10 protein-coding genes are annotated in these 15,267 nt (G+C 42.7%); 7 read left to right on the top strand and 3 right to left on the bottom strand.

Going from position 1 to position 15,267, the window contains the following annotated elements; genetic code table 11:
* Positions 1–89: 89 nt before the first annotated feature.
* Positions 90–1,274 carry a trans-sulfuration enzyme family protein gene (locus tag QOL74_RS05745; protein WP_283408489.1) on the top strand — a complete coding sequence of 395 codons (1,185 nt, stop codon included), beginning with the start codon at positions 90–92 and terminating at the stop codon, positions 1,272–1,274.
* 74 nt (positions 1,275–1,348) lie between these two features.
* On the opposite strand, the gene QOL74_RS05750 is transcribed toward QOL74_RS05745, so the two are convergent.
* The 3 genes from QOL74_RS05750 to QOL74_RS05760 all read right to left on the bottom strand — a co-directional run bounded on the left by QOL74_RS05750 (position 1,349) and on the right by QOL74_RS05760 (position 5,979).
* Positions 1,349–3,412: a carbohydrate-binding domain-containing protein gene (locus QOL74_RS05750; RefSeq protein WP_283408490.1), complete on the bottom strand. Its 2,064-nt coding sequence runs from the start codon at positions 3,410–3,412 to the stop codon at positions 1,349–1,351.
* A gap of 354 nt (positions 3,413–3,766) precedes the next feature.
* Entirely contained in the window at positions 3,767–5,257 is a 1,491-nt protein-coding gene (locus QOL74_RS05755; protein WP_283408491.1) for a sensor histidine kinase, read from the bottom strand.
* Between the two features lie 50 nt (positions 5,258–5,307).
* Entirely contained in the window at positions 5,308–5,979 is a 672-nt protein-coding gene (locus QOL74_RS05760; RefSeq protein WP_283408492.1) for a response regulator transcription factor, read from the bottom strand.
* Positions 5,980–6,345: 366 nt separating this feature from the next.
* Here QOL74_RS05760 and miaB point away from each other — a divergent pair, with 366 nt between their 5' ends.
* The 6 genes from miaB (at position 6,346) to QOL74_RS05790 (ending at position 15,239) form a co-directional block, all read left to right on the top strand.
* Positions 6,346–7,689 (top strand): tRNA (N6-isopentenyl adenosine(37)-C2)-methylthiotransferase MiaB, encoded by a 1,344-nt coding sequence (miaB, locus tag QOL74_RS05765; RefSeq protein ID WP_283408668.1) that lies wholly within the window; start codon positions 6,346–6,348, stop codon positions 7,687–7,689.
* A 43-nt stretch (positions 7,690–7,732) separates the two neighbouring features.
* Entirely contained in the window at positions 7,733–10,495 is a 2,763-nt protein-coding gene (gene mutS, locus QOL74_RS05770) for a DNA mismatch repair protein MutS (RefSeq protein WP_283408493.1), read from the top strand.
* A 61-nt stretch (positions 10,496–10,556) separates the two neighbouring features.
* Positions 10,557–12,518, top strand: coding sequence for a DNA mismatch repair endonuclease MutL (gene mutL, locus QOL74_RS05775; protein WP_283408494.1), 1,962 nt, complete (start codon positions 10,557–10,559; stop codon positions 12,516–12,518).
* 157 nt (positions 12,519–12,675) lie between these two features.
* On the top strand, positions 12,676–13,641 hold the full coding sequence (miaA, locus tag QOL74_RS05780; protein WP_283408495.1) for a tRNA (adenosine(37)-N6)-dimethylallyltransferase MiaA: 966 nt from the start codon (positions 12,676–12,678) through the stop codon (positions 13,639–13,641).
* A gap of 52 nt (positions 13,642–13,693) precedes the next feature.
* Positions 13,694–13,945 carry an RNA chaperone Hfq gene (gene hfq, locus QOL74_RS05785; protein WP_430383863.1) on the top strand — a complete coding sequence of 84 codons (252 nt, stop codon included), beginning with the start codon at positions 13,694–13,696 and terminating at the stop codon, positions 13,943–13,945.
* A 19-nt stretch (positions 13,946–13,964) separates the two neighbouring features.
* Complete coding sequence (locus QOL74_RS05790; RefSeq protein ID WP_283408497.1) at positions 13,965–15,239, top strand: methionine gamma-lyase family protein; 1,275 nt, start codon at positions 13,965–13,967, stop codon at positions 15,237–15,239.
* The last annotated feature ends 28 nt before the right edge of the window (positions 15,240–15,267 follow it).

Raw genomic sequence — 15,267 nt, forward strand, 5'->3', positions numbered from 1 at the left:
GGTTTTAACGGATGAGAAGACTTGCACATCAGACGGAGAAATCTATGTTAAATAAGAAGAAAATACTCTAAATGAGAGGAAGGACTGAAATGGAAAAAGGGATGCAGACCTATCTGACACGCATGGGAAGCAAATTGCCAGACTCTGTCTCGAGACCCAAATCACTGCCAATCACTATGAGTTCTGTTTTTGATTTTGAAGATGTGGAAATGCTCGATCAGGTTTATGCCGGGGATGCACCTGGCTACATCTATTCCCGTAATGGAAACCCCGTACATGATGCCCTGAAAGAAATCATGTCACAGATTGATGGTGGCGAAGCTAGCGGCGTCTATGCATCGGGTATGGCGGCAATTACTTTGTCCATCCTAGCACATGTGGAGGCGGGTGATCACATTGTTGCTGCCAATGTTCTATATGGCGGCACCTATTCATTATTAAAAAACGAACTGAAACGCTTCAATATTGACGTCACTTTTGTGACTCCAACGATTGAATCAATTACTGAGGCTGTACGTCAGAATACACGCCTGCTTTATGTTGAAACAATTTCCAATCCAATGATGGATGTTGTGGACCTTGATAAAATGGTTGAAGTATGTAAGGAAAGCGGTATCAAGCTCATTGTGGACAATACATTTGCAACAGCTGTTGTTTGCAGGCCGTTAACTCTTGGAGCTGATGTCGTGGTTTATAGTGCCACTAAATACATTTGTGGACATAGTGATGTTACCGGGGGAATCGTCGTCACTCAAAAACGAGAAGAGATGGAGAAAATTGAAGGAATCGCCGCGTTATATGGTCCGATGATGAGCCCTTTTGATGCATGGCTGCTGGTGAGAAGTTTGAGAACACTGGAATTGAGAGTTCGACAACATTCGCATAATGCCATGCAAATGGCTTCTTATCTGGAAAAACATCCAAAAGTTGAAAAGGTTTACTATCCGGGGCTTGCCAAATCGGCTACCCATGAAATCGGGAAAAAACTATTTCAGAAGGAGTTATTTGGTGGCATGTTAAGTTTTGACCTGATTGGTGGAGAAGCAGCCGCTTATCAACTCATTCGCGATTTGGAGAACATCAGACTTGTTCCAAGCCTCGCAGGTGTATCCACGACACTTTCATATCCGGCGAAAACGTCTCATAGAGCTCTCGATGATCAAGAACTGAAGCAGGCAGGTATTTCGAAAGGTACACTGAGACTGTCCAGTGGACTTGAAGATTTTAATGATATCATGGCAGAATTTGAAATGGCGCTGAATAAACTTCCGTAATAAAACAAGATAAAGAACATCAAAATGCTGACTCAAAAACAATGAGTCAGCATTTTGATTATGGCCTCGCATCCTTATGGCTGAGCAGGCGGTTGTTCATCAATGATTCCCTGCCTTGGCGGACGTTCTCCGCCAAAACCTTCTGGAGGTACTGGAATTTCTCCATTAAAACCTTGTGGCATATTCTGAAGCTGTTCGTTGAAGCTTTCTGTTGAATCAGCAGGTCCCTGCGGTACCATTGGAGATCCGCCTCTTTGACGCCCACCACCAGGCATCATGTTTTGAGGAGCATCGGTGACACCTGATTCCGAAAGATAGGTGACGGTATTTTCAAGTGTTACACTTACTAATAGTAAGCCATCACTAATAACAGCATATTTACTTCCCATAGTCAGTTCGGGCGACGAAAAAAGCGCATATGCAGCATCCATGGATGACGTGTGTGACAATATTTCGTTTCCCTGTGAATCCTGAAGACTGATCAATGTACCGGCTGGCTGAGCAACACTGAACTGCATATAAATCATCGGTTGAGTCAAATCACTTTCTGACAGTCTCGACAGTGTGGCACTTCCCAGTGCAACCAGATCACCACCGCCAATTTCAAACACGCCGTCATAATCGATAGCGCCTTCCATGCCCATTGAGAGACCATCCACACGAAGACTACCGCCAAGCATTCGAATGTCACCATTTGAGTCGATACCATCACCTCGTCCGATTACATGGATATCACCACCGTTTAAAATGAATATACCGCCTGATTCATTGACATTGATACCATCATCATCGGCATTAATATAGATAGAACCCCCATTTATTGTTATTGAGGCACTTTCGATACCCTCGTAAGCATTAGTGATGGTAATTTCTCCGCCGTTTATAACCAATGTATCATCGGAATGGATCGCATCATCACCAGTTTCAATAAGCAAAGTACCATCATTGATCGACAAGTGGCCATCGCTGTGGACCGCATCATCATAAGAGGAGATATCAATATAACCACCATCAATAATCAGATTGGCACCTGCTTTCAAGCCCTTTTGGCTGATGGTGCTGCTGTCAGTCTCATCATTATCGCTGTTTTCCAAAGGCGCATCAGTTGAAAGGAAGGGGGCGCCATTTCTTAAACCTTCGGGACGCATTCCAAATCGGCCTGTTTCATTTCCTGTAGTAGTGCTATGACCTGGATACCCGCCGCCAGAAATGAGATGATAACTACCATCAGCAATATAGAGGGTGTTTTCAGCTTGTATAGTATCTGCAGAGGCATCAATGGAAAATTGACCATCATAAATGATAATGTTTCCTTTAGAACTGTCTGTATCATTGGTTGAACGAATACCATCTTTTTCGGCAGTGATAGTTAAGGAACCGCCGGCAATCTGAACACTGTCTTTTCCAACAATACCATCTGCCACAGAATCAATGATCAGACTACCACCAGTGATATACACGTCATCACGGCCATTGATAGCATCATTGTAGTTGGCGGTGATGGTAAGAGTGCCATCACCAGTGATAGAAAGATCATCTTTACTGAAAATGGTGGCACGCGGTTCATTGTTTTCATCGGGCAGCATGTGAGCCGTGTCAGCCAGACGATTTTCTGTTGCTGCTTCCAGAAGCAGAATCACTTTGGCAGCAGATTTTACATGAATGGGTGCACTGGTTTTACTGGTAATATCAACTCCATTCAATACAAGAATGACCGGATTTTTATCCTGAGATTTATCAATGTTCACTTCAATACTGCCATCTGCCAATGTGCCACTCACTTCATAAATCCCCGATGCTGTGATAGTGGCAATTGATCCACTGATGGAAACGCCTTCGCCATAGGAAATGATGGTGTCTCCATCCAGTTTTAACGATGTATACACCTGTTGCTGCCAGTCGAAGGAAAAATCATCTGACGTAAAGGTGGATTCAATGCCGGCAACGTCGCTAATGACTCCCGTGAACCGGAGAAATTCATCGGACATCTGGTTTGTGAGGATGGGTTCGGGTGTTTGTGAGCTTGCCACATTACAACCGGCTATGCCGACCAATGTCAATGTGAATACCATGATCAATATGACCAAGTGATACATTTTGCCAGAAAAACTGGAATTGCTTTTTTCATGATGCGTCATTGTCACTCCGCCTTTCGGATTTATTGACTAATATAAGCCAAATATTTGCCGAAGCAAGACATATGAACGAATAGATGTCTGAGAGGCGCTTCATATGGTACTTCGGTTAATGCCAGTATAGAAGGTATAAGTGAAGATTGTCTGAAGAAGGTTCGAATGTTAAGTGAAAATGATGATATCAGCCAAGTTGTCTACCAGATCGCGTGCTGAAAAATAGCAACTTTTTCACAACAAAGTTCATAATCCTATTCAATAACAAAAGCAAGCCTCTTGTTATCTCGAGAGACTTGCTTGATCTCAACGGTTATTGCATTTGAACTGTGGAATTAATTACTTGTGAAAGAGGCTCTTTCATCAGACATTGATAAAGTGGTGAGGCAACGAAAACCAGAAAATGGTATTTTCATCAGGATGTGAAATCACGCCATACTGGCCCTGATGAAGTTCGACGATGGATTTCACAATAGACAAACCCAAACCCGTCCCCGTGACTCCTCTACGGTGATTTTCATCAATTTTGAAATAGCGATCCCAAATATAGGGGAGCATTTCCGCTTCAATTCCTGCGCCGGTGTTCATCACTTCTATTGTCACAGAGTCATCTGTAATACGCTGAGTAACAACCACTTTTTTGTCATCGCCGGTGTAGTTGACGGCATTGATCAGTAAATTATAGAATGCTTGGGCGATTTTACTTTCATCTGCATTAATCAAAACATGATGATCGTGGTTAAAACTGATTTCATATCCATCATTTTTTAAAAGCTCATTTAATCGGTGGATAGTTTTCTGTAACTGTTCAGTTAAATCGTAGATGGCGGGAGAGACCTGATGCATACCAGATTGAAGCTTGGAAATATCCAACAGGTCATTAACCATGGTGCTCAATCGGTTGGTTTCATCCAGGATGATCTGGGCATTTTCTGATTTCATTTCTCCAGGCAAATCCCGCATTGCCTCAGCGTAGCCGCTGATTAAAGTCAGAGGTGTTCGCAGATCGTGTGAGATATTTGCAATTAAATCCTGACGAAGTTTTTCTACTTGGGATAATTCTTTGGCAGTTTGGTTAAGCGTATCGGAAAGCTCGTTGATTTCGCGGTAGCCAGTGCCTGAAAAAATGGTTTCATAGTTTCCTTTAGCCAAGGTCTTGGCACTCTCATTGAGTTTTTCAATAGGGGTAGAAACACGTTTTGCAATAAAAAAAGCCATGAAGATTGAGAATAAAACCATAAGAATAGTTATATAAGACAATTGCACTCTTAATGTTTGTGTAGTGGCATTTACTGGTATAATCATCGAATTAATCAACACAACTACGATTTTTCCATGTTCATCTGTAATTATTTTTGAATAAATAATCGATTGGTTGGGATTCCTGTCAATGGGTGGAATACGGCGAAATGTATCAGACGTAGTGTCAACACTTCCCGTGGTGAGAGGAGCGCTGGGCCGCGGCAATCTATTGGAATCAGGGTTTAAATATTCCAACAGTTCACCACCACTCTCAAGCGTTTTGACAACCAAGTTTATTTTTTCATGAACCGGCATGCTGTGAATCATGCAATTTCTCGAAGCGTGAGCGGAATAGAGTTGTGTTCCACTTTCGCTTAGCACCTCAATACAGAGATCATTATTCTCAGCAAATGCTTCAACGACTTCCTGCAGATTATCATCGTCTATTTGGCGAACAATGGTGGCTGCGGCACTTTTAACTTCACTGATTTTGATTTTTTTATAGAAGGAGTCTAGAAATATGACCTGAAACAACCAAAGGATCAACAATAGGAGGGCACAAAACCCTAAAAGAAATAAATAGATTTTCCATTTAATGCTGATTTTATTCATCTCTTCCTGTCACCTCACTAACAGGTAAACTAATCAATTCTGTCGAAATGCTATCCTTCAAATCGATATCCAACGCCTCGAAGGGTTGTAATAAACTGAGCGTATTCTCCCAATGATTTACGCAGTAATTTGATATGCGTGTCCAGCGTGCGATCATCACCACCATAGGCGTACCCCCAAACTTCTGTGATGATTTGTTCGCGTGTCAGCGCGATGGTGCGATTTTTGATCAGATAAAAAAGCAGATCATATTCTTTGGGAGAAAGATCCACAGGTTGACTGTCAATCAGAATCTTACGAGCAGTAAAATCAGCGTGAAAGCCATCCTTTTCAAATACTTCATGAACTGTAGTGCCTGTATGCCGAAAACGTTTCATAATGGCTTCGAGCCTCATCATCAGTTCTTTAGGAGAAAATGGCTTCACCACATAATCATCAATACCCAATTCAAAACCATGAATTTTATCATATTCTTCCCCGCGAGCTGAGAGCATCAGCACGGGAATATCCTGGAATTTTCGAATTTCCTTTACCGAAGAAAAACCATCAAGTTCAGGCATCATGATATCCATAATAATGATATCAAATAATTGGGTGCGGCATAATTCAATGGCTGCCATACCATTGGGGGCCTCTGTGACATGGTGTCCTTCGTAAAGCGCATATTTTTTGATGAGTGCCCTGATTTTTTCTTCATCATCCACAATTAAGAGATTTGCCATTTTCATCACCTCCGTTACATTCGTGTTTAGTGTCAGTTAAAGCGATTGAGTTCTATGAATGACACCTGTTAACCATTTAAGTATACTTGAAAAAATGCTGAATATAAAGAAAATCTGAGCTGCATTACCTTGAAGATATCGAATATTTCTGATGTTGTACTGCCGATGCCACGATCTTACAGCATCAATGTGAACTCCATCTGAATATTACGCGAAGTATATATGAATTGTGTGCAAGCAACATCGGGTATTTCTCAGGGTTATATGTAAAGAATTCGATGCAGGCCTCAGAATGAAGAGGACTTCCGATTAAGAGTGAAATAGGGTACAATGATAAAAGATATTTGAAGGATGGTGTCCAATGTGATAATGAATGAAAAGTGTTTTCATATTAAGACCTATGGGTGTCAGATGAATGAGCATGATTCTGAAAAATTAGCTGCCATGTTAGCGCAAATGAACTATTTGGAAGCCGACAGGCTTGATCAGGCAGACTTAATCATTCTTAACACCTGCTGCGTTCGTGAGAATGCAGAACTGAAGGTATATGGAAATTTGGGAGAAATGAAGCATTTAAAAGAAAAGAACCCTGATCTGATTCTGGCCATCTGTGGCTGCATGATGCAGCAAAATCATGTGGTGGAAAAGATTAGAAAATCTTATCCTTTTGTGGATTTAGTTTTCGGCACCCATAATCTACACCGATTTCCAGAGTTGCTGGTTAATGCCCAGTCAATGGAAGGGTTGCTGGTGGAAGTGTGGGACAACGAAGAAGAGATAGCAGAAGATCTCCCGGTGGAGCGCAAATATGTTTCAAAAGCGTTTGTTAATATCATGTATGGTTGTAACAATTTTTGCTCTTATTGTATAGTGCCCTATACCAGAGGACGAGAACGTAGCAGAGAGCCAGAGAAGATATTGGAAGAAATTCATCAACTGGCCGCCCAGGGGACAGTGGAGGTAACATTGCTCGGTCAGAATGTCAACTCCTATGGGAAGACTTTGGGTGAGAAAGTTGATTTTGCGGATTTGCTGTATTTAATCCATGGTGTGCCCGGCATTCAGCGAATTAGATTCATGACTTCACATCCGGCGGACTTCTCAGAAAAACTGATGGAAGCCATGGCCAATTTAAAAAAGGTCTGCAATCATCTTCATTTGCCGGTGCAAGCGGGAAGCAATCGGATCCTGAAAGAAATGAACCGAAAATACACCCGTGAAACTTATCTTGATAAAGTTCAGAAACTCAAATCAAAGATTCCCGGTATCGCCATTACGACTGACATAATTGTGGGGTTTCCAGGAGAAACCGATGAAGATTTTGAAGATACCTTAACGCTTGTAAAAGCAGTGGGTTATGATGCAGCCTTCACCTTTCTGTACTCGGTAAGAACTGGTACACCGGCAGCGGAAATGAAAAATCAGGTGGCCGATGAAGATAAAATGCGACGGTTCAATCAATTGGTTGCAGCGGTTAATGAGATGGGACTGGCGAATAATCAACGGATTATGGGTGAAACACTTTCTGTATTGGTGGAGGGAATCAGCAAAAATAACCCTGATCGCCTTACCGGACGAACAGAAACTCATAAACTGGTTAATTTTGCAGGAAAAAAAGAATGGATTGGACGTATTGTGCCTGTAACAATCACTGATGCGAAGACTTTTTCGTTATTGGGCGTATGCCCGTTGGAAGACGATGATGTGTAATCAATGCGAAAACCATTGGCATGTATCTTGAGGAGTGGTGATATTGTCAGGACTAACACCGATGATGCAACAGTATCAGCAAATAAAGGAAGCATACCCGGATACGTTGTTGTTTTATCGACTGGGTGATTTTTACGAGCTTTTTTTTGAGGATGCGCAGATAGCTTCAAGAGAACTGGAAATCACCCTTACAGGGAGAAATTGTGGAAAGGAGGAGCGGGCGCCCATGTGCGGTGTTCCTCACCATTCGGCACAGGGTTACATCGATCGTTTAATTCGAAAAGGTTATAAAGTGGCTATTTGCGAGCAGACAGAGGATCCAGCCATGGCCACAGGCATTGTTCGCCGAGAAGTCGTTCGCGTCATTACGCCCGGTACGGTGACTGATTCCAGTCTTCTTGATGAGAAACAGAATCATTATCTTGCAGCCATTACATTAACAGGGTTAAAATGGGCATTGGCCTTTGCTGATCTTTCCACCGGTGAAATGTCTGTCATGATTCAGCCGGAAGAAAGTCCGGTTGAAACTCTCTTAAACGAACTGGGTCGTATCAGGCCGGGAGAAATATTGGCAGATGCCGTTGATGATACTACTCTGAACAATGAAGATGGCTCATCCCCGTTGCAACGCTTTCATAAATGGAGTCAGGAAGCAGGAATTTTTCTAACAGATGCCCGGTCTTACCGGGAAATGGCCCTATCTGACAGAACCTATGAGCGATTGTATCGACAATTTCAGCGGCCTGAGACAAAAGCTGTTTTAGAACAGTTATCTGATACAGCCATGGAGACGTTGGCAGTGCTTTATGAATATATTGAAAGCACTCAGAAACGAACATTGGAGCATTTTACTCACATTCAGCTTTTAGAACATCAGAAAACCATGGTATTAGATCTTCATACCCGCCAAAATCTCGAACTGACAGAAACGCTACGGGATAAACAGCGAAAAGGGACACTTCTATGGGTGCTGGACAAAACCAAAACAGCAATGGGTGGACGAATGTTGAGGAGATGGGTGGAAGAGCCCTTACTTGATGCTACTGCCATTAATCAACGATTGGATGCGGTCACTTACTTTCTGGATCATCCATTGATCCGCCAGGACATCCGAAAGTTGCTTCAATCAGTCTATGATCTGGAAAGACTCATCGGGAAAATATCCTTCCAAACTGCCAACCCAAGAGATCTTTTGGCACTGAAACAAACGCTGATGAACATTGAAGAAGTTCAAAATCGCCTTGGCAGCAACACTGGCAGCCAACTGATTGACCAGCAGATGGGCCTTGTGGATCCGAAAGAGATATTAATCGATTTGCTGGATAAATCGATCCATGAAGAGGCTCCGCTGCAAATCAAAGACGGTGGTGTTATTAAAGAAGGCTATCATCAGGAAATTGATGAATTGCGAAATGCTGCGAAAGAAGGGAAACAATGGATAGCCACCTATGAAAAAAATGAACGGGAAGCAACAGGCATTAAAAACCTGAAAACCGGATTTAACCGAGTATTTGGCTACTATATTGAAGTGACCAAGTCTAATGTTCAACTAATACCAGACCATTACCAGCGTAAGCAAACACTGGCCAACTGTGAACGGTATATTACAGATCCGCTGAAGGATCTTGAGGCCAAGATTTTAGGCGCAGAAGAAAAAGCCTTTTTGCTTGAATCCAGGGTATTTTCTGAAATTCGAGATGTGCTTAAGACTCATATTGCTGATCTTCAGAAAACAGGTCGAGCCATTTCCACGATTGATGCCATAGCAGCGCTTGCAGAAACGGCCTTTCAAAACCGATATCAATGCCCGAAGGTGGGGAATCACAGTGGCATTTCTATTCGAAACGGACGTCATCCGGTGGTTGAAAAAACCCTTCAGCATCACCAGTTTGTTCCTAATGATACCACGATCAATCAACAGCAACAGTTTATTCACCTCATTACAGGCCCCAATATGGCTGGCAAATCGACTTACATGCGTCAGGTGGCACTGATTGTTCTCATGGCTCAGATGGGATCCTACGTGCCTGCTGATACTGCCCATATTGGTGTGGTGGATAGAGTTTTCACCCGAATTGGTGCCAGTGATGATCTATCCCAGGGACAAAGTACATTTATGGTTGAAATGAGTGAGGTATCATCTATATTGCGATCAGCTACGCACCGAAGTCTGATCATTCTTGATGAAGTGGGAAGAGGTACCAGTACTTATGATGGTTTGAGTATCGCATGGTCAGTGATTGATTACTTGCACGAAAATATTGGTGCCAAAACACTGTTTTCCACACATTACCATGAACTAACTGAACTGGAAGAAACCTTCGCCGGGGTGGCGAACTATCGGGTGGCTGTCAAAGAAAAGTCTCATGAAGTCATTTTTTTGCGCAAAGTGATCGTAGGAACGAGCGATAAAAGCTATGGGATTCAAGTTGCCAAGCTGGCGGGTCTGCCGGAAGAGGTTCTGGAAGAAGCGAAAGCCATTTTACATGTACTGGAAAATCGGTTTGATGCTTCACAGCCTCCCATTTCCATCTTTGAGAAAAGACAGCAACGCATCAGCTCAAAAGCGCCGGCTTCCCAGATACTTCCGCAGGTTCATCCACTCCCCCAGCATACCCGAAAATTGCAAATTCACTACCAGAAACTGAAGAATTACTTTGGATCAATACAGGAACTGGATGTGATGACAATGACACCGTTAGAAGCGCTTAATAAACTGTATGAACTGCAAAAAGAATCGATGGATCTGTTGGAAAGTACCTTTTCAGATCAAGATGAAAAGAATAACTCAATCAGAATTCCGTAGTATCTATATATGTTGAAGTTATCCGTATTATAATCTGAGTCAACGTGGGAGGTGCGTTCAGGTGACACACAGCATTCGGCAGTTGGATACCCATATGATTAATCAAATCGCGGCGGGAGAAGTAATTGAAGGTCCTTTTTCCGTGGTTAAAGAATTAATGGAAAATGCCATTGATGCTGGAGCAACGATTATTCAGGTTGAAATAGAGCATGGAGGGAAAAGCAGCATTGCGGTTACCGACAATGGGGCAGGTATTCCGGGCGATGAAATTGAAATTGCCTTTAAGTCACATACCACTTCTAAACTGCGCACTATTGATGATCTGCAGCATTTGCATACACTGGGGTTCAGAGGAGAAGCACTGGCAAGCATAGCGGCAGTTTCAAGAGTGGAAATCACCACAAAGCAACCATCTCGCGTGAGCGGGTACAGGGCCATCTTTGAAAGTGGTCAGATGATGTCACTGGAAGAAATAGGTTGCCCGGATGGAACCCGGATCATCGTCCGGGATCTTTTTTATCAAACACCAGCACGCCTTAAGTTCATGAAAAGCGATGGTGCAGAATCAGCACGTATATCCGAGTTGATCACGCGATTAGCGCTGAGCAGACCAGATATTGCTTTTCAATACATTAACAATAATAACATTACGTTAACTACCCGAGGCGAAAATACGCTTTCACCTGCTGTTTTGTCGATATTTCCAGAAGACATTGGTCGAAATATGTTCGAAACAGCTCAGACAACATACTCACTTGAAAACTATCGTTTGACAATCAGCGGCTTGCTGAGCCAACCCCATTTCTCAAGAGGAAATCGGCAGTATCAGTTCTATTATGTGAATGGCAGAAGTGTACGCAGTGAAGTGCTGACACAGGGGCTTGAACGCGCTTATGAAGGTGCTTTGATGGTAAATCGTTTCCCTCTATGTGTACTCTATATTGACATTACGCCAGAACTATTGGATGTTAACGTTCATCCGTCAAAAGTGGCCATTAAATTTCAGTATCCACAATGGATCGTTGAGTCACTTAGCGATTACGTTAAGAAGGCACTTCAAACACAAACTACCATGGTTCACTCAGAACCATCCAGAAGCTACGGCTTGGCCCATACGCATGCATACGGCAAATCTCTTTCAGGAGAACAAATTCATTTGCATAGTTTGCAGCGAAGGTCTGACAAGGTTGAAACAATAGACAAGGCATTGTCTGAATCTCAACAGGAAAAAAATGATGATTCATTGAATATGAAAGCTGATTCAATGCCGCAAATAGAGCAACATGGTGCGTTTAAGCCTGAAAACAGAGAAGTTGAGACATCTTCTCAATTTGAAGTCAGACAAACTGAAGTGAATTATGCTGCATCACATGTAAATGTCTTGCCTCCCACGTCACCAATCAATCCCGCACTACAATCACAACAACAATTTCTGGATGAAGTGCTGACAAACCGTCAATATCATCTTTTGGGGCAGGCTTTTAAGACATATATTGTGCTTGAGTCGGGTGAGTATCTCTATTTAATTGATCAGCATGCCGCACATGAACGCATCATGTATGAATCATTGTTAAGCGAGGCCCGTCAACAGGGTGTGGCAATCCAAGAATTAATGGAAGGACCCATCATTGATTTATCGATCTCAGAAATGGATTGGGTTATGGCTCATAACAGTATGTTTAAACAGATGGGCTTCATTCTTGAATCATTTGGGCACCAATCTATTCGAATTACCGGTGTTCCATATCAAATGGGATTACCGGCAGAGACCAACTTTTTGAAGAGTCTGATTGATGAGTTTATGAGAGAAGATTGGCAGCATCAGCCGCTACCTCTGGAAAAACTAATCAGACATGCTTGCCGACTTGCCATTAAAGCACGCGATTCATTGAACCGCATGGAAATGACGGCACTTTTAGACCAGATGATTCGTCTTCCGATTCCGCTTACATGTCCACACGGACGTCCAATCGTTTTAAAAATGCGGGAATACGATCTTGAAAAACTCTTTAAGAGAGTTTAAGGAATGGATACATGGGTCTTAAGACGTGTTTATGACTTGTGGATATTGAAATAGTAGACAGATACATTGGAATAATGGAAGATGATAACAAGCCTTCTGACAAAGTGATGACAGTTAGCAAAGGGAACTTCCTCCAATTGTGAAAGGACGCATATTTATGGCAACTTCGGAACAACGACCTTTGGTTGTAATTATTACAGGCCCAACAGCAGTAGGCAAAACACATGTCAGCATTCTATTGGCACATCTCATCCGCGGAGAAATTATATCTGCCGATTCCATGCAAATCTATCAACACATGGATATTGGAACGGCAAAGTCAAGTAAAGAAGAACAAATGGGTATTCCACATCATTTGATTAATTTGGTTAGTCCTGATCAACGTTTTACAGTAGCTGACTTTCAGCAGATTGCATTGCGAAAAATTGATGAAATTCATCAGCTGGGTGCTGTTCCAATTGTGGTTGGGGGTACTGGCTTGTATCTACATTCTTTATTATATCAGATGGATTTTTCCAGGGTGAACGGTGCGTCAAAGATTCGTCAACAGTTGGAAGCTGTAGCTGCACAGAAAGGCAGTCACGTACTTCATCAACGGCTGCAAACACTTGACCCTACAGCAGCTCAACGCATTCATCCACACAATGTCAAAAGAGTGGTTCGGGCGCTCGAAATAGTAATGGAATCGAATGAGGGCATCAATGATTTTTCAAGTGAACTCAACCGAAATGAGACGTATCGATATCTGACCTTTGTTATCAATGAAGATCGGCAGGCTCTTTATCAACGAATTAATCACCGGGTGGATATGATGTTGAAACAGGGGCTTGAAAAGGAAGTGCGTCATTTGCTGGATAATGGCTTTTCAGCCAAATCACCTGCCTTACTGGGTGTCGGCTATAAAGAAATAATTCGTTATTTTGAAGGTGAAATTGGGTATGAAGAAGCCGTAGAAATGATTAAGCGAAACAGTCGACGATATGCCAAACGACAATTGACCTGGTTTAAGAAGCTTCCTGAAGCCACATGGCTTTCCATTGATTCAGGAGAAGAGAGGCAAACTGCGATGCATCGAATGGCAGACATCATCAGCCACCAAATCAGACTAACGATGGAAAGTTAAACAGGGAAAAAACCCTGATCCAGCTGAAAAAAACACAGAGAGGGGCAACATAATAATGAAAAACAGCATTAATCTACAGGATGTATTTTTAAATCAGGTGAGAAAAGAAAACACTCCCATTACTATTTTTCTGATGAATGGTTTTCAATTGAGAGGACATGTGAAAGGCTTTGACAATTACACCATCGTGCTGGACAGCGAAGGAAAGCAGCAAATGATTTACAAACATGCCATCTCGACTATCATTCCTGCAAAAGCAGTAAACTTTTATCAGGCGCAACAGGATCCTGTGGAATCACTCTAGTTGAAGGGAGTCATCACATATGCAGGAAACCGAAGAGATTCTTCAGCAACTGGGGATCAGTTCGCAGGTTATTCGCTTGGTGAAAGCCGCTGAAGAAGCAGTAGATCCACTTTTTCGTAATAGAGAGAGCATTAAGGAATACAATCAGTATAAAGTATTGAAAGCCATGCAAAAGGCTCAGTTGAGTGACCATCATTTCCAATGGTACACCGGGTACGGCTACAATGATCCGGGAAGAGAAAAAACGGAGGAGATATTTGCCTCCGTTTTTGGTGCGGAAGACGCATTGGTCAGACCAAATATTGTTAATGGCACACATGCTCTAAGCCTGGCGCTTGCAGGAAATTTGTTTGCAGAAGACTCATTATTGTGTGTCACAGGCGCGCCATATGATACGTTGCACCAATTAATCGGACTCGCGGGTGAGTATCCGGGAAGCTTAATTAAATCGGGCGTCCACTACCGTCAAATTAATCTAAAACCAGACAATTCTTTGGATCAACAGGCAATCAATCAGGCTATCCTGGAAAAAAAACCGACGATGGTGTATTTTCAGCGATCTACAGGGTATTCATTTCGCCCTGCATTATCATTGACAGACCTCGAAAGTCAGATTCAACAGATAAAACTTCGCTGGCCAGAAATCATCATTATGGTAGATAACTGCTATGGAGAATTTTTAGACTTGAAAGAACCTCTTGAAATGGGTGCAGATATCATTGCTGGTTCTTTGATTAAAAATCCTGGAGGCGGAATTGCATTAACAGGCGGGTATGTGGCCGGAAAAGCTGAACTGGTAGAGCGTGCTGCCAGCAGACTAACTGCGCCAGGAATTGGAAAAGAATGCGGTTTGACTTTTGGAACAACTCGCACTGTATTACAAGGACTATTTTTGGCGCCCATGATTGTGTGTGAGGCAGTTAAGGGAGCTATTCTTGCAGCAAAAGTATTTGAAAGTGCCGGCTATCAGGTTCAACCCACTTGGAATGCTTCTCGTAGCGACATTATACAAGGTGTCCAGTTGAATACTCCTGAAGCTGTGAAAGCATTTTGTAGGGGCGTTCAGGCTGCTGCCCCAGTGGATCATCACGTGACACCTGTAGCGTGGGATATGCCAGGTTATCAGGATCCTGTCATTATGGCGGCTGGTGCCTTTATCCAGGGTTCATCTATAGAGCTAAGTGCCGACGGACCCATGCGCCCCCCATACCAGGTATATTTTCAGGGAGGACTCACCTACCCCCATGCAAAATTTGGAGTGATGAAAGCTCTTGATGCAGTGATCAATTTATAACAAATTGAATCATCTTGAAAAAAACACT

Source organism: Anoxynatronum buryatiense (assembly GCF_900182905.1).
Taxonomy (GTDB): Bacteria; Bacillota; Clostridia; order Peptostreptococcales; family Tindalliaceae; genus Anoxynatronum; species Anoxynatronum buryatiense.